Below are 25,052 nucleotides of genomic sequence, written 5' to 3'. Positions count from 1 at the left end.
ACTACCCAGCATCAATTGCTATATCCCGGCAGTTACGCGAACAGTACCATGCACCCTGATACTCATAGACATTTTTCTTCGAGTAAATTCTTTCTCTACAACAGACACAAACCCCAATAATTTTTTTGTGCGGCCTCTCCTTTTCAGGTGTTGTTTGCTTTGTTTTTTTCATAGTCTCTTCAGGTTCCACCTCGATAGAACGTTTATCAATCCGTTTCAGCGCTATCCTTAATCCTTCTATCGTTCTATTTCTCTTGGAACACGCCTTGCCGCATTTTCGTATATAGTTTGATTGGTCTTGGTAGGCAATTCTAAGTTCTAGGCGTATCCGTGCACGCTCCGCCACGCGTTTCGAATCTACTTTAGCCATCAAAGTCCACCTCCTAGAGTCCTATTCTCGCGATTAGCCTTCAGGTGTAGTTCAAATAGTTGTTGTAACAGAGACTCATGCTCGTTTTTCCACATCTTTCTTTCTTCCATAGCTTCAGCTTCTAACATCCTCAGTTCCTCTACAGCTATTTCAGCGCGTGTTTCCTTATCTCCGGGGCCTGGTTCCATCTTGGCGCGAGCATAGGTGGATTTCCGAAGTGCGTATATCCGCCAATACTCCCCCTCTCTCACAGCTGCCACGCGTCCCATGAGCATATGTGCTTTAGTCAGTAGTTCAATCTTCATAATGTCCGCGCCTGGGGCGTTCCCATCGTACTGATCAGCTTGGGCACGTAGTATCTTGATATCCTTGATATACTGCTTAATATCAATGTCCATTTGACTCAGCTCGATCTTTTATTAATTTGTTACCGAAGCAATGATAATTACAGATATGACCGCCATGGGCTGATAGATGTATCTGGCCTTCAGAAATAATTGTCTCGCAGGCTAGACAACTAAAATTACCGTTGGTCCAGCCTGAAGTTACTTTCTCACGCTGTATCTGACGCTCTAAAAAGTCTCTTCTCCTTTGTTCTGGAGTTCTCATCCATTCCGGATAATTCATCGTTTTTGAAACAAGGTCTAGCGACTCTTCACGCATGTCCTTTACATATTTAGAGTGATCTATTGCTGCACGTTCTTGAGCCGTGAAATCCATCCCATCAAGGATGGGATCGGCATAGGGTTGGCGCTTATGCATAGATAGAACTGCATTAAATAAACTTGTAGATTGGATTGTAACCTCATATTTTCGTCCAGTTACATCTACCATAGGTAAATTCCAATCTTTAGCTTGCATTGCTTTTTCCTCCAACATTTGATAAACTGACCGTAATTATATTTGTTATGTTCGTGTTCAGCCTACCGGCTCCTAACCCGGTGGGCTGATTTTCATTTGATCGGTTATTCCTAAACTCATTTAATGCAATTTCATCCCATACTTTCAGTAGCTGATCCTGACATCCGCGCCGAATTCTAGCAGCAAATAAATAGATATTGAAATCAATCTCGCCACCTCGTAACAACGCATCATCTTCAACTGTCTTCCAAAACGCAAGCTCTTCTCGAAGATCTGCAACAACTGTATGCTTGTCCATAAGATCCCTCCTATTCTTGATGAGTTCAAAACAACATTTGACCATTTGCTTGTTCAACCTGTCTCATTAGGTTATTGGGTGGATTCCAAAGCGGAACGTATTGAAGCGCACGATCGTAATCTTTAATGAATGTGTTGTTATATGAATTGATCTCAAAGAACTCAGTGAATTCATTCCACAGCGCTGAATATACTTGCGTCCAAAGGCTGCTATCCTTATAGGCTGCTGATTTCTTTCCACCCACGATTTCTAAAACTCGTTTGTTCCCTGCCTTTTTTAGTGTTCTTTGCTGCCCGTAATCAATCGTTGTGCGGTTTTCTAAATGCTCTACCCGATCTTCCATTTCTTTAGTTCGAATATCCAGCATCAGAATTGCTTGTAATTCTTTACTAGCCCCAGCGAATGGATTCTTGATCTTTTCTTCCATAGCTTCGAATTTAGTCACATAAGCAGCTGTGAAGAGCACACCCTTTTCTCCTGTCATTTTATTGGCTACCATATCGCAACCTTTACGAGTCAAGAGGTAATTAGGCTGTTCTTTGTTCTGTGCATTGAGATAATGGCTTGGAATGAAGAATTGATGACTCCCGAGATCTTGGGAGTCCAAAATCTCTGCATATCTCCGAATGTCTGATAAAAGATGGTCATGACGTTTACCCATCATGTCTGCTACTTCACGGCTGTCAATTGTAACTGGCTCCTTAACAATTTGTTTATGCATGAATCGCTACCTCCCTTTACTCCTAGCTGATCTCCTATCTTTCGCGTTAATGGAGTCACTAGGGTATCCGATATTTAACCGTTGAACTGGCGTATGTCCTTCTAAATTCTTGTTTGCGGCTTGAGGATCGTATCCGATACTTTGCGGTTTACCGAATCTCCCAAACAGTTCTTTGCGCTCCATTTCATGAGCAGTGCGGCAATGATTGACTGTGATTACATCACCTGTATGACCACAATTGGGATAAGGGCATCTGACTGTACTGCATATGATTACTGTCACGTAACTAAACCTCCTTACCTTCACCTAGAGAAGTTATATATCTTACTTCTAAGTCATCAATGAGTGCTAACATATCCGGACGATCAATATTGTAAAGACGAGCTCGATCGATGAAGTCTTGCATTTGTTCTGGTGTGCACCCACGATCTAAACAGTTTTGCAATATACTTACCAGATCAGGGTATCTACTTTTCTTTTTACTCATGGGGTATCTCCCTTCAGGTATAAAACCCTATAATGTGGTTATGATGGCTGATAGATCATCGTGGTTGCTCCTCAAGCCACTCTTCCAAAAAACGCCGTGTTTCTCTTGCAGGAAAAAACCACTTCCCCCCAATCTTTCGTTTTGGAAATCGAGGGTCGAAGAAGAAAAGAGATTGTATTGTATTCCAAGAAAGACAAGTACGACGCTTAAGTTCTGATGTATCCCAAAAAACATATTCGGAGTCAACTTCTTTAACAAGCAACTCAATTTGTTCACGACACATTTTCATGACTTCTGTTTTATTCACGTTTACTGAAAGAATGTTATTCACTTGTCACCTCCGAACTACTTAGTTCCTTTATAGGAACACTCACCTCAAAAAAAAATTCCTTCGGGATACCAAAGTGCTCACAAAGGATCCTTGCTTCTCCCAAAGAGAAATCACCTCCAGTTCCATTTAGTTTTTGATTAATCGCACTTACAGTTTTCCCGATCACCTGTCCCACTTCAATCTGAGGGATGTTCTTCTGATATAGAAAAACTTTGATCTTCGTGTATGGCTGTCTTCTGCGATTTGCATTAGGCGACATTGTTGCCATTGTTGCCCCTCCTTTCGTTCCTTAATAGGAACAACATCAGATTAAACCAACTTATCTGCACTGTCAACACCTTTTGTTCCTAAATAGGAATAATATTTTATCACACTGTTGCATTATAGGAACGAAATATGTATTATATTAGATGTACGTAATATTAAGAAGGAGTGGCGTTCCAATGTTTGGTGATCTCTTAAAAAAACTAAGGTCAGATAGAAAATTGAGTTTAGACCAGTTCGTAAAGGAAATTAACAGCAGGTATTCCACTTCCTTCAGCAAGAGCATGGTTTCTAGATGGGAAAATAATTTAACTGATCCGAAAATGGAATCAGTACGAATCATTGCTGATTATTTCGATGTGTCTTTGGATGTTCTACTCGAAAACTCATCAGATGACAAAAATAAGGAGCAATTCGAGTTTGAATCTTTTATTAACGATCCCGAGAACAACTTATTTTTCAAAGAGCTATTGGATGCCCCAGAAGAGAGAATCAAGGAACTAAGACAAATATGGGAAATTATCAAACGCGCTTCTGAATCTGATGAAAAATAAATCCCGTAGAATCAGCTATTTTGTTGATTCTGCATACCCATAAATACGAACATACGATCTGAATAGGAGGCTCTTATGTTTAAATATTACAAAGAAACCCACTTAGAAGAGTTTGTGAAGCACCTTTATATTAAAAATGGCATTCATCTTCCAGGAGATATCGCAGTCTCAGCTATCGCCAAAAAATTAAATGTCACTGTAACCTATGTAAAGGTGCGAAGTACTTCTCATCAAACTAAAAAAGGTAAACTGTTAATTTTTTTGAATGATCAAAAAACATTACAAGAACAAAGAGAAGACTTTCTTCACGAGTTAGGCCATCTCCTAAGGCATTCAGGCAACCAAAATTTACTACCTAAATCCTTTGTTAAATATCAGGAAGACGACACAGAACAATTTAAAATTTATGCTTTGATGCCTTTCTTCATGATTAATCAAATAATTCTCTCTCCAGACCGCAGACAAGCTATAGAGCAATTATCAATTGTCTTCTCAGTTAACTTAGAATTAGCGCAAAAGAGGTATGAACAAATTTTACGGAGGGAATTCGAAGGGGGTATGAATGCTGAGATTTCGAATGCAATCCAGCCACGAAAGGAGGTGAATACTACCGTGAACGACGAGGTGGAGTTTGCTGTGTATTACGATCCTTCTGGAACAACTGACGGGCCCTCCCAACTTATAGTCACTCTGGATGAATGGACATTAATAAACTGCCGCGAAATTGAATTACCCATCGGAGAGCGACTTCCTGAGATTGATTTGGATGAAATGCAGCGAATTGAATGCATGTCAACCTTTAGTAGTGACGTTATTTGTTTCGATGGTATTGTTACATTACAGGTCCACCAACTCTTGTACAGACACGGTTTGAAGAAAAGGTGTTACGTTATTCATATGCACGATGTAGATATGAAGATCGCTCGCGATCAAATAATGACTAGAAAGTTATCATGGTAAGGAGGTTGTGTAGATGGCCTATTACAGAAAACGAGGTTCAACTTGGGAGTACCGAATTAAGTTCACAAATCGTAAAACAGGTGCTCAGGACGAAACATCTAAAGGGGGGTTCAAAACCAAACCAGAGGCAGTGCTAGCTGCTGCTGCTGCACAACTGGAAGTTGAATATTATGGATTTATGCCTGATGGCAATGAACTTGTGAACAAATACTTCGAAAAATGGCTTGAGGTGTATAAAAAGCCTAATGTTAAGCCTATTACGTACACGGTTCAGGAACGAAATGTACGCTTGAATATTCTGCCTCGCTGGGGTCATTTAAAAATCAAAGAAATCACTCGTAATGAGTATCAGGAGTGGATAAACGAATTGCGGGGGCATTATAGCGAAGGGACTGTTCGGCGGATACACAGTATCATGAATTGTGCAATGAGCGATGCCGTTCATGAATTTAATATTATCCGTGAGAATCCTTTGCAAAAAATTAAAATACCCAAAGAAACTGAGGATAAGAAGAAAGTGAGTTGGTTTAGTCGGGAGCAATTAGATATGTTTCTTACTTCAGCTCGACCAGTCAAAAATTCAAAGTATAAGGAATCGAGACAATATGAAACGCTCTTTACACTGCTTGCTCGGACAGGAATCCGGATCGGTGAGGCACTAGCTTTAACTTGGGATGACATTCAACTGGACATGCGAACCTTATCTATTAGTAAAACTCTCGTTTATCCCCTAAATACTAACCCGTACATCTCTACACCAAAATCTAAATCGAGCAACCGGCTTATAAAGCTGGACGAGCCTACGATTAAAATTCTTAGGCGGCACCGCATTAACCAGAAAGAAGTAGTTCTTCGATACGAAAACTACAAAGCCTCTAAAGACAATTTAGTCTTTTCGCAACATGACGGTAGATGGCTTAGGACAAATGTTGTGAGAGATTATTTTAAGGCTGTATGTAAACGTGTCGCTCTACCCATATTGTCACCTCACGCACTCCGGCATACCCACGCTGTGCATCTACTGGAAGCTGGGGCCACAATAAAATACGTGTCCGCTCGTCTTGGACACAAGAGTGTCAAGATCACAGCGGACACGTATCTGCATATTACTGAAAAAATTGAAGATGATGCTCTCACTCTTTACGTAAACTACGTAAATTAAGCAAAGGGGGCAAAAAGGGGGCGGTCACCACCTTTTAAACCAGAAAACCCTTGTAAATAAAGGTTATCCTATGCTTCCCTCCATCTCGAACTTGATCAGACGGTTCATTTCGACCGCATATTCCATCGGCAGTTCTTTTGTGAACGGCTCGATGAAGCCCATGATGATCATTTGAGTCGCTTCAGCTTCTGTGAGGCCACGGCTCATCAGGTAGAACAGTTGCTCCTCAGAAACTTTAGACACGGTTGCTTCATGTTCAAGAACGATGTTATCGTTCATGATTTCATTGTAAGGAATAGTATCCGAAGTGGACTCATTATCCAAAATCAGCGTATCACATTTAATGTTCGATTTCGCACCTTCTGCTTGACGGCCGAAGGAAGCTAGACCACGGTAAGTTACTTTACCGCCATGTTTACTGATGGATTTCGATACAATGGTGGATGTTGTATCTGGAGCCAAATGGATCATCTTGGCACCCGCATCCTGATGCTGGTCTTTACCTGCTACCGCGATGGATAGTACTGAACCTTTAGCACCACGGCCTTTAAGAACAACCGCAGGATATTTCATGGTCAGCTTGGAACCGATGTTACCATCGACCCATTCCATCGTAGCATTCTCTTCTGCAACCGCACGTTTGGTAACGAGGTTGTAGATGTTTGGAGCCCAGTTCTGGATTGTGGTATAACGAACGCGAGCGTTCTTCATACACAAGATTTCAACAACCGCACTGTGCAGAGAGTTCGTGCTGTAGATTGGAGCAGTACATCCTTCTACGTAGTGCACGAAGCTGTCTTCATCAGCAAGGATCAAAGTACGTTCGAATTGTCCCATGTTCTCGGAGTTAATACGGAAGTAAGCCTGCAAAGGAACTTCACATTTCACACCTTTAGGAACATAGATGAAGCTGCCGCCTGACCAAACTGCACTGTTAAGTGCGGCAAACTTATTATCGGTTGGAGGGATGATCGTCCCGAAATATTTTTTCAGAAGCTCTGGGTGCTCACGCAATGCAGTGTCGGTATCTGTAAAAATAACCCCTTGATCTTCAAGGCTCTTCTGCATGCTGTGATAGACTACCTCAGATTCATATTGTGCCGATACGCCGGCGAGGAACTTCTGTTCCGCTTCCGGAATTCCCAGTTTATCAAAGGTTTCTTTGATTTCGGAAGGAACTTCTTCCCAAGTCTTCCCTTGCTTCTCTGAAGGTCTTACATAGTATTGAATATCCTCGAAGTCCAAATCATCCATATTGCCGCCCCATGTAGGCATTGGCATTTTACGGAACTGCTCCAAAGATTTCAAGCGGAAGTCAAGCATCCACTGTGGTTCATTTTTGATCGCTGAAATTTCTTTAACAATTTCGGCCGTCAAACCTTTACCAGACTGGAATATCGACTTATGCTCATCACGGAACCCGTACTGGTATTCTTCCATATCAGGCGCTTTCTTAGCCATGGTGTCAGCCTCCTTGTTCTACTGTTATTTATGTTACTCTTCTTCGTCAATTCCTTTACGAAGTGCGTTCCAAGCCAGTGTTGCGCATTTGATCCGCGCAGGGAATTTATTCACACCCGAAAGGGCTTCAATGTCTTCGTAATCTCCAAAATCCACGTCTTCACCCTTCATCAGTAAGGAGAAGTTATCGGCCAGTTCAAGCGCACGTTCAACCGTTTGTCCTTTGATCGCCTCAGTCATCATCGAAGCCGATGACATACTGATCGAACAGCCTTCACCATTATAACGGGCATCCTTTACAATTCCATCCTCTACCTTAAGCTGAAGAGTAATACGGTCACCACAGGTTGGATTATTCAGTTCGATTTTTAGAGCATCATCTTCAAATGAACCGCGATTCCGAGGACTTTTATAATGATCCATAATTACGCGTCTGTATAAGTCATCCAAGTTCATAGCTGAAGTACTCCTTTGTCTTGATTAAAGCGTCCACCAATCGATCTACATCCTGCTCAGTATTATACAGATAAAAGCTTGCACGTGCTGTAGAGCTGGCTTCCAGCCAGCGCATCAGCGGCTGACAGCAGTGATGACCAGCGCGGATGGCAATACCTTCCGCATCTAGCACTGTAGCGACATCATGCGGGTGAACGTCACCCAGATTAAAGGTGACAACGCCGACTTCACGATTCCGAGGACCATAAATGTTCAGACCCTCGATCTCTGACAGACGTTGCTCTGCATACGCTGCAAGAGCTTTCTCATGGCGGTGTATCTCATCCAATCCGATTTCTTGTAAGAAATCAATGGCTGCACCTAAACCAACAGCACCAGCTATGATCGGCGTACCGCCTTCAAACTTCCAAGGCAGTTCTTTCCATGTGGATTCATAAAGACCCACATCATCAATCATCTCGCCACCGAATTCGACGGGCTCCATGGCTTCGAGAAGTGCTCTCTTGCCATACAAAGCGCCAATTCCGGTTGGTGCAAGCATTTTATGACCAGATAGTGCATAGAAATCACAATCCAGATCCTGCACATCGACCTTCATATGTGGTGTGCTTTGTGCACCATCTACGACAATTACTGCACCATGACGATGAGCAATAGCCGCAAGCTCTTTAATAGGATGAGTTACTCCCATAACGTTGGATACATAAGCGATAGCAACGATCTTGGTTTTATCCGTAATCGTCTGCTCGGCAGCTTCCAACGTAACCGTTCCATCAGGTTGCAACGGTATATATTTTAATGTAGCACCTGTCTTCTTAGCGAGCTGCTGCCATGGAATCAGATTACTATGATGCTCCATTAAGGTGATGACGATTTCGTCACCTTCACCCACAGCAGAGGGTCCATAAGAAGAGGCCACAATATTTAATGCTGTAGTTGTTCCGCGTGTAAAGATAATTTCTTTAGTGCTGCGGGCGTTAATAAACTTAGCTAGCTTCTCCCGGGCTCCCTCGTAGGCATCGGTTGCTCGGCTGCCTAAAGTATGGACTCCACGGTGTACGTTGGCGTTATCCCACTCATAATACGACTTGACCGCCTCAATCACTTTCCGAGGCTTCTGTGAAGTAGCAGCACTGTCCAGATAGACCAGTGGATGTCCGTTCACATTTTGGTTCAGTATGGGAAATTGCTCCCGGATGGCGTTGCTAATCATTGAACTAACTTCCTTTCCACAAGAGATTGGAGCTGATTGCGCAGTCCCTCCAGTGGAATTTGTGACACAACAGGAGCCAAGAAGCCGTAGATGATCAGAGTCTCTGCATCATGCCGTGTAATTCCGCGGGACATTAGGTAAAAGACTTGCTCGTGATTGACCTGTCCTACGGAAGCGGCATGGCCGGCTGTAACATCATCTTCATCAATAAGCAGGATCGGATTGGCGTCACCACGGGCTTTTGGACTCAGCATCAATACTTTTTCCGTTTGCTGGCCATCCGCTCTAGTAGCACCTTTCTCAATCTTGGTGATTCCGTTGATGATAGAAGTAGCAGAATCACGCATAACTGCACGAGTGATCATATCACTTGGTGTGCTTTTGCCAAAATGCTGAGCTTGAGTGGTGTAATTCAGTTTCTGTGATCCCGTACCTACTGCAATTACTTTAGCGTCGGAGCTAGAACCGTTGCCTTTAAGCACAGACTTGGTATCACTCGCAGTATCTCCGTAGTTCATCTCACCAACGATCCATTCGATGACTCCGTCATTCTCAACAACAGCCCGGCGATAAGTTACATCTGTAGTATCTACACCAAGCTGATGCACTGTAGCATAACGAACTTTAGCGCCAGCGCCCACGAATACCTCTACCGCACCATTGTGTAGTCCAGCTTCTTCTTTATCCGATACGTAGTTGTCTACATAGGTTACGGAACTGTTAGTATCAGCTACGACCAGAATGTGTGGAACAAAAGTAGCTTCCGCATCATCCGTTAACAGCACTGCTTGAAGCGGAGTTTCAATAACAACATTCTTAGGAACATAGAGGAATACTCCACCATTCCACAATGCAGCATGAAGCGCTGCGATAGAATGCTCGTCTGGCTGAATGGCTTTATGCAGGTAACGTTGAACCAAATCTCCGTGTTCTTTAACAGCTGTCTGTAGATCTGTAAAAATAACACCCTGTTCTGCAAGCTCAGGAGCGATACGTGTATATACTGCACCAGAGTTGCGTTGAATAATCAGGCTGCCTTCCTCCTGATCCTTGATCAAGGAAGAAATAGATGCAGGTGCATCACTTAGCGAAGCAAAAGGTTCACTTGCTTTATAGCTACCATAATTATTGACATTCCAACGATCAATCCGTGTCTTCTCTAATTTAGGCAGTGTCAGAGTAGCTGCCAATTCTAGTGCCTTCAAGCGGCTTTCTTTCAGCCAACCCGGTTCGCCGCTGCTGTGCGATAATTCGCTCAAGCGTTCGGCATCCACCGGAAGAATGGTCTGTGTCGTCATAGTGGTCTCCTCCTTCCTGGCGTTTCTTACGCTTCTTGCCCTACAGTTTCATCTTCAATTCCAAGTTCTTCTTTAATCCATTCATAACCCTCTGCTTCCAGACGCTGTGCAAGCTCTGGACCACCGGATTTCACGATTCTACCTTGCATCATAACGTGAACATAATCAGGTTTGATGTAGTTCAAAAGACGTTGATAGTGGGTAATAACTAAGAAGCCGCGTTCTTCGCTCCGCATGGAGTTTACGCCTTCAGCTACAATTTTCAAAGCATCAATATCAAGACCGGAGTCAATTTCGTCCAAGATCACGATTTTTGGATCCAACATCATCATTTGTAGAATTTCATTACGTTTCTTCTCACCACCGGAGAAGCCTTCGTTCAAGTAACGGTGTAAAAACTCAGGGTTCATATCTAGTTCTTTCATCTTTGCTTCCATTTGGCGAATAAAACGAATCAACGAGATTTCGCTTCCCTCTTCACGACGGGAATTAATGGCAGAACGCAAGAAGTCGGAGTTAGTTACTCCAGAGATTTCGCTTGGATATTGCATTGCAAGGAAAAGACCTGCACGTGCGCGTTCATCAACAGCCATCTCCAGAAGATCTTCACCATCAAGAGTTGCAGTTCCATCAGTTACTTCGTATTTAGGATGACCCATTAGCGCCGAAGCCAAAGTACTTTTACCTGTACCGTTTGGTCCCATGATGGCGTGAATTTCGCCACCTTTCATTTGAAGGTTAATCCCCTTCAAAATTTCTTTTCCCTCAATCGTCGCTTTAAGACCCTCAATGACAAATTCTGCTGCCATAATATTATTCCCTCCATTGATCGATTTGCGAAATCAAAAGTTGTATTGAAACAGGATAATCCTGATTCCCAGCACAATTAGATTTTCTATCACATTATAATTATTATAAATTGAATCACAATGATTATCAATGATTCTCACTAATTTTATATCAAACCTTGTTTTTTTACAAATTTCTCTTTAGCTAATCACTTGTGACTCAGAGAAGATTTTCATTAAGTATAAGACTAACGCAAAAATAAGACTTCCCGCAGGAAGTCTTATTCAAACTGCTTAATGATTAGCTAAGAAATGAACGTAGCATCCATTGGTGTTTCTCCAGATCACTACGGATTTTAATGAACATATCTGAGGTTGGCTGATCCTTGGTTTCTTCGGCAAGCTCGATGCCTTCTGTCAGCTCTTCAGAGATGGTGGCGAAGTCTTCAATCAGAGACTGAACCATTCCCCGTGTATCTTCCTTACCTGTAGCTTCTTGAATTGTAGCTAATTCCAAATATTCTTTCAATGTTGCTGCCGGACTGCCTTTGATGGTTAGCAAGCGTTCTGCTACTTCATCCATGTGAAGGGTTACTTCATTATATAATTCCTCAAATTTCACATGAAGGGAGAAAAACTGTTCTCCTTTGACGTACCAATGAAAGTTATGAATTTTTACGTACAGGACATTTAAGTTAGCAACCTGACGATTCATGATCTGTTCCAGTGAAGTTGTATTTACTTTATTCGATGCTTTAGCCATGAGATGATCCCTACCTTATCCATTATATTTACCGGTTACTATTTCCTTCGTCCGGTAGTAACTTGTCTATTCTTAATTTACCCTTTTACCTGTAATACGAAACAAGGAGAAGCCTTCCATAACCCCTTTATTTGTACTAGCATGAGCAAAGACACACCCGATTATGCTTAAATGTGAATACTTGCACACAAACAAAAAGGGCCTAAGCCCCGTTTGTTTGGAATTGTTAAATTTTCCGGTCAGACCATAAGAAGTAACGCTTCCGCACCCGTCATACCTGGTACGATGCCAAGACTCTCTGCTTCTATCGTTACAGACTCCAACGGGGCAGCTAAAAGCTGGGCAAGTGTCCGTACACCCACCGCACGAGCCGCGATGATATGCCGATCACTAAGGGTTTCATTAAGGAGACCGACATCCAGTGCACCGCACATAATATAACCTCGGTTCGTGCTGATGGAGAGCAGTGTAGTTTTGGGAAGCTTAACCTCTACCCCGATCAGCGTATGTTCACCTACTGTAATAGGCTCCATAGTAACCAATAGCAGCACCTCCTTTTTTTCACTATCCACGTTGTATATGTATGCTAATTTTCCCGTGGGTGTGCTGACGGTAGTCCTATGCCTAGTATAAAATACAGTATAATAGTCCCTATTCCAGTAGTCCTGGGTATATGAATATTGCATGTTTAATGTTATAGTTAATTACATTCCTGTAACCATTCAGAGATGTTCTAAACGAAAAGCTGGGGGATTTATGGACGAGAAACTACAACGCACAGACGGCAATTATTTATTTAACGTCGACATCCTGATTAATGCCCGTACCAACCCGCTTGCACTGCAATTTCTGCTCGAAATGTTGAACAATAATGACCATATCACAGATTTCAACATTAACTCCGGTCTTGAATTAGGGAGAACCATTGACAGCTTGCTACGCTCCGCTAAACTAGCTTTGAATCAAAACTCTGCTCCTCCCATTTCATTAAAGCTGCCTCCAAAATCCACGAAGAAGCAGCTGGATACACCGATAAAAAAACAGGCAGAAACGCCTGCACAGCAAACGGCAATTGAAACGCCAGCTGATGCATACGGGAAGATTCGTCAGTATATTCAGAATAATCAATTGGTACGTTTACGAGCGAACCGGTACGGGAAACAAGTGTCCATGCCCTGTCGTATTTTAAACTTTGATGAAGCAGCCAACTCTATAAGTGTCTACCATGTGGATGAGAAGCAGGTGTACAGCTTTAATCTAAATGAAATCGACGAGTTTCTGTAAGCGCATGCGTTACAAGCAAATAAGCACCCTCCCTCTTTGGGAATAGGTGCTTATTGGTCTTTCTTTTCCTAACAACTAAGACGACGTTTTACGTGAAAATCCTTCTATCGCAAGGCATAACCAGCCAATTATAAAGCATACCCCACCGATAGGTGTAATCGCTCCTAGCACCTTAATTCCGGAGATACTCAGAACATACAAACTGCCAGAGAACAAAATGGTACCTGCAATTAACAACCGACCCGCCCAACGTAATCGGGCACTTTCGCCCCATTGGCCCACAGCCAGTGCGATGAGAATTATCCCCAGCGCATGTACCAAGTGATACTGCACGCCAGTCTCATATACCTTCATATAGTCTTCACTGATAACTGGTTTTAGTAGATGGGCACCGAAAGCACCAATTCCTACTGCCAGCATTGCTAGCACAGCCCCCCAGGCCATAAATTTCCGTTGCAAATGATTACACCCCCTTAATTTTAGACTCATTCTATCATAACGTAATGCCAGCTCCTATTTCCAGCAGTCATTTTTTAATTTGCCTCATTCAGGGGTTGCTTTTTTAGCATCAATATGAAAAAGTGGATATTAACAACATTTTCATTCTAATCTCTCAAGGAGTGCAAACCATGGACTTAAATTCTCTGTCAAAATCAGACGTACCTGCGGCAGAGGTAGGAAATCCCAGCCCTCATCCGGATTACCCAAGCGCTGATTTATCGTCTACGCATCAAAAAGTAGAACATGATCTTCAACATTCTGGACCTGGTATTGCTTCATTCATTATCTGTCTCGTGTCGATCATCGGCTACGCAGCCATCTTTATCTCTATTATAATGAAGTCTTCTTCACTGGTTAATGAGAATTCCGAACTATTAAGCCAGTCCTCGCAATTCATAATGCTTCTAGGATTAACGGTTATTATTTTAGCTGCTCTTAATGTAATCGGAGTAGTCATCGGCATCATTGGGCTTTCCATTCGGAAACGTCGCAAGGTGTTTGGCATTATTGGCACGATTGTTAATGGTGTTATTATCTTACTCTTTATGCTGCTTATTACAACCTTCCTAGTCAATGCTGGAACGCTTTAAGCTTCTTTTAAACATGTTAACTTCATTAAAAAGGGTATCCCAACAACTTTGAGCTGTTGTGGGGATACCCTCATTTTATGTATGAAGTAAAATCTGCATCGGGGAGTCCTCATCGTCATCCACGGCTTGCGGACTCAGATGACGTTATTTACGGATTTTCGCCCTTTGGAGCAGAGTTTCGGACCCCAGTGACGCTATTGCATCGAAAAAGGATCCTATTGGGCGCTTTTCATGGCAATAGCTGCGATGGGGTCCGATAGTAATTCAAATATCGGAAAAAGCTGCGTATAAGGGCCGCTGGGTCCGATGATGCTGAGTCCGATAATGCTGAATCCGATAATGCTGAATCCTATCCCTCATCCGCTCACGGACTCAGATGACGTTATTTACGTTTTTTACGCCTTTGGAGCACAGTTTCAGACCCCAGTGACGCTATTGCATCGAAAAAGGTTCATATTGGGCTCTTTTTATGGCAATAGCTGCGATGGGGTCCGATAGTAATTCAAATATCGGAAAAAGCTGCGTATAAGGGCCGCTGGGTCCGATGATGCTGAGTCCAATATAGGGGCTACCAGTTCCGTTAGTGGGGCTGCTAGATCCATAGTGGTGCTGCTAGATCCATAGTGATGCAGCTAGGTATGCGTACTGTGATCGACCAAACAAAGTTTAGTGTTTTGAGCAAGAACTATGCTTAACAAATACGAGGGTGTCCCAGCAACCACTATATGATTGCTGAGACACCCTCTATTAATTTGCAAATCAATACATTCAATTATTTTGCTAGAGCCAGCTTTGTCAGCACACGCTGCTTGACGGACGGATCGCCCTCCACTGCTTTTTCCACATATTCAATAACTACGGAATCATCCGAATTCAAAGTGTCAAGTATGCTCTCCATTCCAGCTGAAATCTCAAAAGCGGTTGGACCTTCTTTTGTCGCAATCTCAACGGAATGACTATCAATTTGTCCGATATAAACGGCCGTCATTTTTATTGTTTTACCTTCAGCTTTTGGAGTAGAACTAGGTTTAGCTGTGCTCGGATTTTCGGTTGGTGTGGCTGTACTTGGGTTCTCAGTGGGTACGGGAGTGCTTGGAGCTTCTGTAGGCTCAGCAGTGCTTGCGCTCTCGGTTGGTGTTGGAGAAGGTGTTGCAGTCGGTTCTCCTGAAGTCTGTGCCGAATTATTCCCACCGCAAGCGGTTAAGGCAAATGTTAAGGCAGCAATCGCTGCTATGGCGGGTAATGAACGTTGTTTTTTCATGTTGAGTGCCTCCTCTATGTGGCGATTATTTTCAAAGTCATCTTCATAAGTATACTCCTATAACGTTAACCACTCTATGAAAGTTTCATATGAAGTAATTTTAGATAACTTCCAGCTTCTATTAGGCATCCGTCGGATGCAGGCTACAGCGGTATTAATACAATAGTGTGAGCCTGATTTATCCCAAAGGAGTGAGCCCCTTGAGAATCGATATCGGCTGTGGATCTAATAAGGAAGCAGGTTATCTCGGGATCGATCGGATCGCGGGTCCTGATGTAGATATTGTCTGTGACATTTGCCAAGAGATTCCTCTCCCTGACAATAGTGCTGAGTTTGTTATGGCTAGCCGTGTACTGCCTTATGTGGACAATTTATTCGCAGCCCTGTCGGAAATTCACAGAATTAGCATCCATAAAGCAGTTGTTTGCATTCTAGCACCCTATGCCCACAGCTTTGCCCATATGTCCAACCCTGCCTTCAAGCAGAAGTTTGACGAATATACCCCCCGGCATTTTACAGGATCCTTCTTCCAGCCTCCATCCGGTCCAGTATGCCCAGCTATTCCAGACTACCCTGTACCCGCACCACCCTTCGATTATCGGTTGCTGCGGATGGAGTTATTCTATCAGCATCCTTATGAAGATCCGCTTTACGAAACTGAAGAACTAGAAATACTAAAGACCCTTCAAGCAAATGTAGTGCATGAAATCATGTACCATTTTGTCGTAGTTAAGCACAATATCAACGATCAGGAGTTAGAGCTGATGAGCAGAAGCCATTATCCTGAACCTCATGTTCTTGTCGAACGAAGACTTAAATCACAAAACAGACAATTTTTTCTATAATTTTAAGATGGGACATACACTAATACCCATTTTGTGTCATAGGCTAACATACAGGTATTAACTGTGCCGTCCTAGTTATAGGACGGCACACTTTTGATCAAAACCAACCTCGAAGGAGGTGAGAATCATCCCACTAGTCGTACGGGCAACGATCAATGCGACCGGTGCTATCACATTTACCGGCAACACGCTTGGACTTAGCCGCTCCGATACGATCGGAGTGCCAGGGACACTAGACAGCATCGGTGGCTTTACTACTGTTAATACTTCATCAACATTTGGTACCTATCCTAGCGGAACTACTAGTCTTTATACAAGCAACAGTTCAGCAGCCATACTGGTCCTACCCTCAGGCAGTACCGTACTGTATGCGGAGCTAATCTGGGGCGGTACCTATATTAACGGAAATGTAAACCTTAGTTCGGCCATTAACAACCCTGTCTCCTTCATAACCCCTGCCGGCACTACATTCAGTGTTACTCCTGATTCAGCAACGAGCAACGTAGTCGATTTGGGAGGTGGTGCATCAGCATATGTTCGTTCCGCCAACGTGACCAGCATTATCCAACAAGGCGGTGCCGGCACCTACACCACTGGCGGTGTAGTGGGTACGATTGTTATCCCTAGTGATTCTACAGCCAACCATGCGGGCTGGACGCTGGGTGTAATCTACCAAAATACAGCCTTACCTTTTCGCAATATGTCCCTTCGGGCAGGTGCAATACTTGTACAGGCAAACTCAGCTCCGGTATCCACTACAATAACTGGATTTGCCACACCCATTACTGGTGCGCTTGGCGGCAGAGCGTTATTCAGCGCGCAGGAGGGGGATGCCAACCGTTCGGGGGATCAGGCATTATTTGGTCCAACCTCTGCTACACTTGTTGCTTTATCGGGACCTAATAACTTTGCCAACAACTTTTTTGCATCGCAGATTAACAATGATGCAGGTAACCTAAACACAACGGGTACCTTTGGAAACCGCAACCAAATAAACGGAAATCCAGGAACCAACATTATCGGTGGTCGCCAAGGCTGGGATATTACCAATGTTGACGTCTCCGCACGGCTGATAAACAATCAATCTTCAGCCGTATTACAATTAACCACCTCAGGCGATGCTTATGTACTCAACGGTAATGCCATACAGGTTGATATCAATGCTCCAAAAATAAACCTCACTAAAAGCGCTAATGTAGCCGGCCCCATAGTCGGTGATACGGTAACTTATACGGTGACTGTCAGTAATACAGGAACAGCGGGAGCAGCAAGTGTCGTTTTATCAGATGCGCTGCCGGCAGGATCCACTTTTGTAACTGGAAGCGTAGTTGTTGCTGGTGTCTCCAGACCTACTTTTGATATTACAGCAGGAATCTCACTAGGCTCATTAGCTTTAAGCAGTTCAATAACTGTTACATATCAAGCCAAAGTCACTTCATTACCACCAAGTCCGCAAAATATCGCTAATACCGCTAATGCTGCCTTTACATTTCAAAGTGTAGCCGGAGGCCCTATCATGACTGGGGTCATTCCATCTAATACAGTAACCTTACCTGTATATTCACCCGTCCTTAACATTGTGAAATCAGCCAGTACTACCAATGCTACGGTTGGAGATCAGATCACCTATACCCTTCAAATCACTAACACAGGAAATATCGGCGCGGTAACAACACTTACAGATAATATTCCTTCAGGCAGCTCTTATGTCGCAGGTAGCTTCACCGTCAATGGAAATCCTATCGCCGGTAACCCTGCCACAGGGATTGCTATCGGTACGGTTGCCGCCGGTGGCAGTTCTACTGTTCAATTTCGGGTCATCGTGAATAGCCTACCTTCTCCGCCACAGCTGGTCGACCAAGCAAGCGCCGCTTATACGTTTCAAGTTCCAGATGGGCGAACAGTAGCTGGATCTGCCTCGTCCAACATTTTGTCTATTCCAGTTAGAACACCTAATGTTACCGTAGTCAAAAGCGCTGGATTCGCCGACGTAACTGTCGGAGATATACTACTCTACACCTCTGTAATCAGCAACAACGGAATTGCAGCAATTACCAACGTGTCACTCTCAGATACCATCCCTGCGGGTACATCGCTGGTCCCCGGAAGTGTTACCGTCGCCGGTGTGTCACAACCCTCAGCTAATCCTGGAACAGGGATTTCTGTCGGTACCATCGCTCCAGGAAGCTCCGTCGCCGTCACTTTTCAGGTCAACGTTATCTCATTACCCAGTCCCGCTCAGCTATTGAATAAATCTAGTGCCTCTTTTAGCTCGGGTGCTTTTACTGGCATTTCAGTCTCAAACACGACGACAACTCCCGTGTATCAGCCTGTAATCCAAATTGCAAAAAGCTCGAACGTTTCCAGTGCAACTGTAGGCGGCAATATTCTTTATACGTTAAATGTTCAGAATTCTGGAAATATCGGGGCGGCTGTAACCCTGAGCGACAATATTCCTTCAGGAAGCACCTTTGTCTCGGGAAGTGTAACTGTTAACGGTGTTGCTAGACCTGCTGACTCTCCACTTACAGGAATTAACTTAGGTACTTTAGCTTCAGGGGCAGCTGTTCCTGTGACCTTCCTTGTCTCTGTGCAATCTCTGCCTGCTCCACCTGTTCTGAATAACCAAGGCAGCAGCAATTACACCTACCAACTGCCAAGTGGAAGATCATTCTCCGGGACCAGTCTGTCCAATACCCTAACCATTCCGGTCTCCGCTCCAAACATTACACTAACCAAAACTGCAAACCTGACTAATATAGCGGTTGGAGAAAATCTGACTTATTCAGTCGTAGTGTCCAACCCAAGCAGCGTCGCTGTCACCAACGTCGTTGTCTCTGACCCTATTCCTACGGGGGGAGCTTTTGTAGCAGGCAGTGTGACTGTCAACGGTTCGACGGTAGCAGCGGCTAACCCAAGTACAGGTATAGCAATCGAAAGTATCGCCGCGGGCAGCTCTGTCACGGTGTCTTTTAGAGTGAATGTCGCTACCTTGCCAAGTCCAGCACAGTTTACAAACAGAGCCAGCGCCTCCTTCACCTCTGGGGCGTTCACCGGTTCTTCGCTCTCAAACACGATAGTAACACCTGTATTTCAGCCCATCCTTAGTATGGTCAAAAGCGCCAATGCAGCACAGGCATCTGTAGGGGGATCTCTCTCATACTCCATCCTGATCAGCAACACCGGGAATATTGCAGCTACTCTATTAGTAACTGATATCCTGCCACCCCAAGCCGTGTTTGACACGAATAGTGTAATTATTGGAGGAACGCCTTTGCCCGGATATAATCCGGCAACTGGCATTCCAGTTGGACCGCTCGCTCCTGGTGACAGTGTCACCGTAAGTTTTCTGGTCACAATCACAGCCCTGCCTCCATCACAAGTATTGCTGAACTCTGCTTCAGCGACATATAATTTCACCCTTCCAGACGGGCGTCAGCTCGGTGGAAATGTAGTGTCCAATACGCTCTCTGTCCCAGTGTCTGCCCCTAACGTCAGTGTTGTAAAAAGCGTAAACGCTGCTACTGCTGTTACTGGTGATATCCTTACCTTTACCTCTGTATTGACCAACAACAGTATTGCAACAGTAAGCAATATCATTCTCAGCGATCCTCTGCCTGAGAATGTAGCTTTTATTCCCGGAACCGTAATTGTAAGTGGCACTCCCCTGCCGCTAGCAGTTCCGTCCGCCGGCATTCCAATCGGTAGTTTGAGCCCTGGCGTCACAGCTACCGTAACATTCGAGGTGAGGATAACAATGCCGATACCATCACAGATTAACAATCAGTCGTCTGTCAGTTTTACATCCGGTGTATTCTCCGGTTCTTCTTCATCTAATATCACAACTACACCAGTTATTCAGCCCCAAATCTCCTTAGTAAAAAGTGCCGCTGATGGAGACGGCGATTTCGATGCTCTAGTTGTCGGTGATTCTGTCATCTACACAGTGATTGTTAGCAACGCAGGTAATTTGGCTGCAAATTTAACACTAACTGATAATATCCCAGCAGGTACTGTCTTCGTTCCTAATAGTGTCATAGTGGGTGGTATGCCTCAACCTGGTTCAGCCCCAGATACAGGGATAGCTGTAGGAAATGTCGCTCCTGGTGCCAGTATTGCTGTCAGCTTCACCGTTGATATCATCTCCTTACCTACACCTCAGCAGATTAGTAATCAGGCTTCCGCAAGCTTTACCTTTACTCCGCCTGACGGTAGACCGTTATCTGGGACTGCTGTGTCTAACACTGTCACATTACAAGTCTCTGCTCCTAACATTGTCGTTACCAAGAGCACCACTTCAACATCAGTTGCTGTTGGTGAAACGGTCACTTACAACGTCAATATAACTAATAATGGTATAGAATCTGTTACTAGCGTCTTGCTGAGTGATCCTACACCGGCAGGGAGTACTTTTGTAACAGGCAGCGTATCGGTCAACGGAGTTCCATTCCCGAACTTGAGTCCTGCTTCGGGGATATCTATCGGCACTCTAGCAGCCGGTGCTTCAGCGCTGGTTACTTACAGTGTTACTGTTACCTCTGTCCCTCCTACAGCTTCACTCATCAATCAGGCATCCGTTACCTTCACTTCAGGCGTTATTTCAAGCTCCACTTTTTCTAATACTGTTACAGTCCCTGTGTTCCAGCCGAACATTGCCGTAGTCAAGAGTGCTAGTACAGCCAATGCCACGGTTGGCGATTCAGTTAGCTACACACTGACAGTGAGTAACACAGGAAACTATGCTGCTAATTTAACACTGACGGATAATATTCCCGCAGGTACCACTTTCGTTCCGAATAGTGTGCTCATCAACGGCCTCCCTTTAGCGCAAGCGGATCCTTCCACCGGAATTGCAGCTGGAATAATACAGCCTGGAGGAACCACCGTAGTCATTTTCACGGTTGACATCACTTCATTGCCTAGTCCTCAGCAACTGGTCAATCAAGGAACCACAGCATTCAGCTTCACCTTACCCGACGGACGTACACTTAATGGGTCTGCACTCTCTAACACCGTCACTATTCCTGTCTCCTCACCTAATATTGCTGTAGTTAAAACTACAACCACAACATCAACTACGGTCGGTGACACTATCACCTATTCCATAGCTTTAACTAATAACGGTATTGCCACTGTAAATAATGTGGTCTTCACAGACGCACTTCCTGCTGGTACTACATTTGTGACAGGCAGCGTGCTTGTGGACGGTGTGCCTCGTACAGGAGTTAGCCCATCTACTGGAGTAACCTTAGGCAGCATAGCACCTGGTGTAACCGTAACTGTTGCTTTTACCGTAAATGTAGTTTCACTGCCGGCTACCGGATTGTTAAACAATCAGTCAACGGTCAGTTTCACCTCAGGTGTTGTCTCGAATGTAGCTTTCTCAAATATCGTCTCCACACCTGTCTATCTGCCTATCCTTGCAGCAGTAAAAAGCTCCAATTCAGTCAATGCTACAGTTGGGGATACGATTACTTATACTATCAATGTGACCAACACAGGCAACTACGGTGCTTTAGCAACCCTGAGTGATACCATTCCTGCGGGTACAACGTTTATTCCAAACAGTGTACTCATTCAAGGTGCTCCTGCTCCAGGAGCAGACCCGGCTGCTGGCATACCACTGGGTGTAATCTCCGCGAACGGAAGCCTGTCTGTGATCTTCTCAGTTCTTATCACAACATTGCCGGCAAGCCAACAGCTGCTCAATCAAGCTTCGGTCGCGTTTGCATATACGCTTCCGGATGGACGGACATTTAACAGTTCGATCAATTCCAATACGACAACAATATCAGTATCCTCACCGAACGTTGTCATCACTAAATCTTCGACAGCTACCGATGCCGTTGTTGGCGATACCATCACTTATAATCTCACTGTTACCAACAGCGGAATAGCAAATATCAGTAACGTTAACCTCAGTGATCCAATACCTGCGGGCTCTACCTTTGTCGCTGGCAGTGTGACCGTAGATGGCACTCCACGCCCTAGCGCCAATCCAGCGAGCGGCATCTCGCTCGGCACGCTTGCGCCAGGCGCATCTTTCCAAGTCTCATTCAACACAATTGTCAATGTGCTCCCTAATCCTGCAACGCTTAGTAATCAGGCTTCTGTCAGTTTCACCTCTGGCGCATTTTCAGGCTCCTCATTCTCAAATACACTAGTAATTCCGGTATATCAACCTATTATTGTAGTTGTCAAAGGGGCGGACAGAACCGCCGCAACTGTCGGAGATACGATTACTTACTCCTTGAATGTGACGAATACTGGTAACCTCATCGCAAATGTAGTTATCACCGATACCATCCCTAACGGAGCTGTCTTTGTTCCAAACAGCGTGCTCGTGAATGGGGTACCACAACCAGGATCAGATCCGTCTACAGGCTTAAGTATTGGGTCGGTAGCTCCGGGAAGTACAGTAACAGTAACGATTACCTTACAGGTTACTATTGCGTCCCTGCCTTCACCGCAGCAGTTGGTCAATCAAGCTACAGCAAATTTCACATTCACACCGCCAGATGGACGTTCACTCACGGGCTCCTCTGTCTCAAACGTCCTCATTATCCCTGTATCTTCTCCGGACGTAAGTGTTGTTAAGAGCACTACTTCTATTGATGCGGTTGTTGGCGATATCATTACCTATACGATAGTTGTCACCAACTTAGGGATTTCACCAGTCAATAACGTCATCATGGTTGACCCTATTCCAGCTGGCAGCCAGTTCGTAACGGGAAGCATTACCGTAGATGGAGCCCCTCGTCCTAGTGGCAGTCCGGCTTCGGGAATCGCAATTGGTACAATTGCTGCAGGTGCTTCTTCAACCATTACCTTCCAGGTTCAGGTAGTAGCGTTATGATTCCCGGCTCACGTACCCAACCTGTCGTAACCAATCAATCCATGGTACTCTTCAATTCGGCAGCGGGTGTTGATGGAATTGTCTATTCCAATACCGTTAACACCCCGGTCGTGGGCCCCGTGCTTTCATTGCTGAAGAGTACAGATAAACTCCACGCCTCTTTAGGCGACACTTTGGTGTATACCATTAAAGCCAGTAATAATGGAAATACAGATGCTTTTTTGACGGTGTTTGACATTCTTCCAGAAGGTGTATCCTTTATTTCCAACAGTGTACTCAGAGACGGTGTGCCTCTTCCGGGGGCTACACCGTCTTCAGGCATCCCCCTTGGTTCTATTGCACCGCAGAGTCAAGTGAGCATCGCCTTTCAAGTCGTCATCATTTCGCTGCCGTCTTCCCTAGTGCTGCAAAATAAAGCGCTAGGCCGTTTTTCTTTTTCCACTCCGGAGGGAAGAACCGTTAAGGGTGAGCTTGCGTCTAACTCTGTACTGGTTTCTTTACGCTCCTACCAGCTCTCGACCTCTTTGTCTGCAAGTACTCCGACTTCTTTTATTGGGGATGTAGTAACTTACACCTTGCGACTTACAAATGAAGGCAACAGCCTCTTAACTCAAATCAGTGCAACAATTTCTATTCCGGACGGGACAGTGTTTATTCCAGGCAGTGTCATTGCAGGTGGGATTTATTACCCAGAAGCAGACCCGGCGAAAGGAATATTACTCGGTTCGCTGGACACAGACCTAAGCGTTGATATTACTTTTCGTGTCCGGGTAACAGAGTATTCTCCCTCGTTAGCCTTGACCAATAGTGCAATTGTCACCTATTCAGTTGATGAGCATACAATTACGACCGAAAGTAACACTGCGGTTGTCTCACTTGTCCAAGCGGGGGTCACCATTAGTAAAAAAGTGGATCATGTTACAGCAGCTCCGGGCGACAATTTGAGATATGAGCTTACGGTAACCAACAACGGGAATCTGGCTGTAAATGCAGTCCTAACAGATGCTATACCTTCAGGTGCTCTTTTCGTATGGGATAGTGTTCTCTTAAATGGAGTGTTGCAAAAAGGTGCACGACCAGCGGAAGGCATCCAGTTAGGTTCTTTAAGAGGCGGAACTACAGCAGTTGTAGTTTTTCAAGTGAGTATACCTGCAGCCATTAACATACATGAAATCGCAGCCGTACAAAACCATGCTAGCGTTCAGTATACCTTTGTGCTTCCAGACGGACGGACCGTACGACAAACCTCTCGTTCCAATACAGTTACCACCCTAGTAGTCACACCTGTCATTTCACTGGTAGTCCATGCAAAACCAACTATTGTAGAAGCAGGTGAGCGAGTCCAATGCTGGATCTCACTAACCAATAACGGAAATTGGCCTGCGGAAATATCTCTGAATCGTCTAACCCCGGAAAAATGTTTTCTTGATCCCAACAGCATTGTAATTGATGGAGTTCCGAATCCACAATCTTCATTTACCGGCACCTTGCCGCTGGGAATAGTTAATGCTGCATCTATGGTTAACATTCATTATTTTATCCAGGTGAGTGAACAGGTAATGGGTCGTTTCCTTAAGGGCTCCGTGAATGCTCAATACTCTTTCAATATGGATGGACGTGACTACTCTGGCGAAAGTCAATCTAACAGTTATGTGCTGACCGTAGATGAGATCAGTGAATAAGAAATCACATATCCCTCATCCCCATGAATATACTTTAGTTACAACC

The 25,052-nt window shown here is 44.4% G+C and carries 26 protein-coding genes; 8 read left to right on the top strand and 18 right to left on the bottom strand.

Translation table 11 applies throughout. The annotated features are described in order from the left end of the window. Nucleotide 1: 1 nt before the first annotated feature. Genes MKZ16_RS09000 through MKZ16_RS08960 form a run of 9 tightly spaced genes read right to left on the bottom strand, consistent with a single transcriptional unit; the run spans nucleotide 2 to nucleotide 3,336 of the window. Nucleotides 2-370 (bottom strand): hypothetical protein, encoded by a 369-nt coding sequence (locus MKZ16_RS09000; protein WP_076104499.1) that lies wholly within the window; start codon nucleotides 368-370, stop codon nucleotides 2-4. Further along, entirely contained in the window at nucleotides 370-768 is a 399-nt protein-coding gene (locus MKZ16_RS08995) for a hypothetical protein (RefSeq protein WP_076104498.1), read from the bottom strand. Before MKZ16_RS08995 ends, MKZ16_RS09000 begins: the two co-directional genes overlap by 1 nt. After that, entirely contained in the window at nucleotides 758-1,231 is a 474-nt protein-coding gene (locus MKZ16_RS08990; protein WP_076104497.1) for a hypothetical protein, read from the bottom strand. Before MKZ16_RS08990 ends, MKZ16_RS08995 begins: the two co-directional genes overlap by 11 nt. Beyond that, nucleotides 1,221-1,529 carry a hypothetical protein gene (locus MKZ16_RS08985; protein WP_076104496.1) on the bottom strand — a complete coding sequence of 103 codons (309 nt, stop codon included), beginning with the start codon at nucleotides 1,527-1,529 and terminating at the stop codon, nucleotides 1,221-1,223. The genes MKZ16_RS08990 and MKZ16_RS08985 overlap by 11 nt, the downstream gene beginning before the upstream one ends. A gap of 25 nt (nucleotides 1,530-1,554) precedes the next feature. Then, on the bottom strand, nucleotides 1,555-2,250 hold the full coding sequence (locus tag MKZ16_RS08980; RefSeq protein ID WP_076104495.1) for a Rha family transcriptional regulator: 696 nt from the start codon (nucleotides 2,248-2,250) through the stop codon (nucleotides 1,555-1,557). Nucleotides 2,251-2,256: 6 nt separating this feature from the next. Further along, entirely contained in the window at nucleotides 2,257-2,532 is a 276-nt protein-coding gene (locus MKZ16_RS08975) for a hypothetical protein (RefSeq protein ID WP_076104494.1), read from the bottom strand. Between the two features lie 4 nt (nucleotides 2,533-2,536). Continuing rightward, nucleotides 2,537-2,737 (bottom strand): hypothetical protein, encoded by a 201-nt coding sequence (locus MKZ16_RS08970; protein WP_076104493.1) that lies wholly within the window; start codon nucleotides 2,735-2,737, stop codon nucleotides 2,537-2,539. Nucleotides 2,738-2,792: 55 nt separating this feature from the next. Further along, nucleotides 2,793-3,059 (bottom strand): group-specific protein, encoded by a 267-nt coding sequence (locus tag MKZ16_RS08965; RefSeq protein ID WP_036684541.1) that lies wholly within the window; start codon nucleotides 3,057-3,059, stop codon nucleotides 2,793-2,795. Between the two features lies 1 nt (nucleotide 3,060). Further along, nucleotides 3,061-3,336 (bottom strand): hypothetical protein, encoded by a 276-nt coding sequence (locus tag MKZ16_RS08960; protein WP_081393362.1) that lies wholly within the window; start codon nucleotides 3,334-3,336, stop codon nucleotides 3,061-3,063. Nucleotides 3,337-3,478: 142 nt separating this feature from the next. On the opposite strand from MKZ16_RS08960, the gene MKZ16_RS08955 reads away from it, so the two are divergent. The 3 genes from MKZ16_RS08955 to MKZ16_RS08945 all read left to right on the top strand — a co-directional run bounded on the left by MKZ16_RS08955 (nucleotide 3,479) and on the right by MKZ16_RS08945 (nucleotide 6,008). Then, nucleotides 3,479-3,886, top strand: a complete 408-nt coding sequence (locus tag MKZ16_RS08955) for a helix-turn-helix transcriptional regulator (RefSeq protein ID WP_076104492.1) — start codon at nucleotides 3,479-3,481, stop codon at nucleotides 3,884-3,886. 75 nt (nucleotides 3,887-3,961) lie between these two features. After that, entirely contained in the window at nucleotides 3,962-4,846 is an 885-nt protein-coding gene (locus MKZ16_RS08950; protein WP_076104491.1) for an ImmA/IrrE family metallo-endopeptidase, read from the top strand. A gap of 13 nt (nucleotides 4,847-4,859) precedes the next feature. Then, nucleotides 4,860-6,008: a site-specific integrase gene (locus MKZ16_RS08945; RefSeq protein ID WP_076104490.1), complete on the top strand. Its 1,149-nt coding sequence runs from the start codon at nucleotides 4,860-4,862 to the stop codon at nucleotides 6,006-6,008. Between the two features lie 63 nt (nucleotides 6,009-6,071). Here MKZ16_RS08945 and sufB read toward each other — a convergent pair whose 3' ends face one another. The 7 genes from sufB to MKZ16_RS08910 form a co-directional block, all read right to left on the bottom strand. Then, nucleotides 6,072-7,469: a Fe-S cluster assembly protein SufB gene (sufB, locus tag MKZ16_RS08940; protein WP_036684335.1), complete on the bottom strand. Its 1,398-nt coding sequence runs from the start codon at nucleotides 7,467-7,469 to the stop codon at nucleotides 6,072-6,074. A 33-nt stretch (nucleotides 7,470-7,502) separates the two neighbouring features. Then, nucleotides 7,503-7,925: a Fe-S cluster assembly sulfur transfer protein SufU gene (sufU, locus tag MKZ16_RS08935; protein ID WP_076104489.1), complete on the bottom strand. Its 423-nt coding sequence runs from the start codon at nucleotides 7,923-7,925 to the stop codon at nucleotides 7,503-7,505. Continuing rightward, nucleotides 7,912-9,138: a cysteine desulfurase gene (locus MKZ16_RS08930; protein ID WP_036684342.1), complete on the bottom strand. Its 1,227-nt coding sequence runs from the start codon at nucleotides 9,136-9,138 to the stop codon at nucleotides 7,912-7,914. Before MKZ16_RS08930 ends, sufU begins: the two co-directional genes overlap by 14 nt. Next, the gene (gene sufD, locus MKZ16_RS08925) at nucleotides 9,135-10,436 is read right to left on the bottom strand and encodes a Fe-S cluster assembly protein SufD (RefSeq protein ID WP_036684344.1); all 1,302 of its coding nucleotides are present in this window, start codon (nucleotides 10,434-10,436) and stop codon (nucleotides 9,135-9,137) included. Before sufD ends, MKZ16_RS08930 begins: the two co-directional genes overlap by 4 nt. A 26-nt stretch (nucleotides 10,437-10,462) precedes the next feature. Further along, complete coding sequence (sufC, locus tag MKZ16_RS08920) at nucleotides 10,463-11,245, bottom strand: Fe-S cluster assembly ATPase SufC (protein WP_036684347.1); 783 nt, start codon at nucleotides 11,243-11,245, stop codon at nucleotides 10,463-10,465. A gap of 280 nt (nucleotides 11,246-11,525) precedes the next feature. Beyond that, nucleotides 11,526-11,987 (bottom strand): Dps family protein, encoded by a 462-nt coding sequence (locus MKZ16_RS08915; RefSeq protein ID WP_036684350.1) that lies wholly within the window; start codon nucleotides 11,985-11,987, stop codon nucleotides 11,526-11,528. A 239-nt stretch (nucleotides 11,988-12,226) separates the two neighbouring features. After that, entirely contained in the window at nucleotides 12,227-12,529 is a 303-nt protein-coding gene (locus tag MKZ16_RS08910) for a DUF1805 domain-containing protein (protein WP_036684352.1), read from the bottom strand. Nucleotides 12,530-12,743: 214 nt separating this feature from the next. Between MKZ16_RS08910 and MKZ16_RS08905 the strand changes: the two genes are divergently transcribed. Further along, nucleotides 12,744-13,271 (top strand): hypothetical protein, encoded by a 528-nt coding sequence (locus MKZ16_RS08905; RefSeq protein ID WP_036684355.1) that lies wholly within the window; start codon nucleotides 12,744-12,746, stop codon nucleotides 13,269-13,271. 75 nt (nucleotides 13,272-13,346) lie between these two features. Here the strand turns inward: MKZ16_RS08905 and MKZ16_RS08900 are convergent, their stop codons facing one another. Next, entirely contained in the window at nucleotides 13,347-13,730 is a 384-nt protein-coding gene (locus tag MKZ16_RS08900) for a DUF423 domain-containing protein (RefSeq protein ID WP_076104488.1), read from the bottom strand. A gap of 170 nt (nucleotides 13,731-13,900) precedes the next feature. Between MKZ16_RS08900 and MKZ16_RS08895 the strand changes: the two genes are divergently transcribed. Beyond that, entirely contained in the window at nucleotides 13,901-14,362 is a 462-nt protein-coding gene (locus tag MKZ16_RS08895; RefSeq protein WP_051491333.1) for a hypothetical protein, read from the top strand. Nucleotides 14,363-15,134: 772 nt separating this feature from the next. Here the strand turns inward: MKZ16_RS08895 and MKZ16_RS08890 are convergent. Continuing rightward, nucleotides 15,135-15,623, bottom strand: coding sequence for a hypothetical protein (locus MKZ16_RS08890; protein WP_036684361.1), 489 nt, complete (start codon nucleotides 15,621-15,623; stop codon nucleotides 15,135-15,137). Between the two features lie 200 nt (nucleotides 15,624-15,823). Between MKZ16_RS08890 and MKZ16_RS08885 the strand changes: the two genes are divergently transcribed. The 3 genes from MKZ16_RS08885 to MKZ16_RS08875 all read left to right on the top strand — a co-directional run bounded on the left by MKZ16_RS08885 (nucleotide 15,824) and on the right by MKZ16_RS08875 (nucleotide 25,006). Continuing rightward, a complete protein-coding gene (locus MKZ16_RS08885) occupies nucleotides 15,824-16,468 on the top strand; it encodes a methyltransferase domain-containing protein (protein WP_076103977.1) in 645 nt (214 codons plus the stop codon). Nucleotides 16,469-16,586: 118 nt separating this feature from the next. Further along, nucleotides 16,587-23,324 (top strand): hypothetical protein, encoded by a 6,738-nt coding sequence (locus MKZ16_RS08880; protein WP_339815575.1) that lies wholly within the window; start codon nucleotides 16,587-16,589, stop codon nucleotides 23,322-23,324. Next, a complete protein-coding gene (locus tag MKZ16_RS08875; protein WP_076103978.1) occupies nucleotides 23,321-25,006 on the top strand; it encodes a DUF11 domain-containing protein in 1,686 nt (561 codons plus the stop codon). The genes MKZ16_RS08880 and MKZ16_RS08875 overlap by 4 nt, the downstream gene beginning before the upstream one ends. The last annotated feature ends 46 nt before the right edge of the window (nucleotides 25,007-25,052 follow it).

This window comes from Paenibacillus sp. FSL R5-0928, assembly GCF_037970385.1.
GTDB classification, from domain to species: domain Bacteria; phylum Bacillota; class Bacilli; order Paenibacillales; family Paenibacillaceae; genus Paenibacillus_AQ; species Paenibacillus_AQ odorifer.
This window is presented reverse-complemented; position numbering and strand designations above follow the sequence as displayed.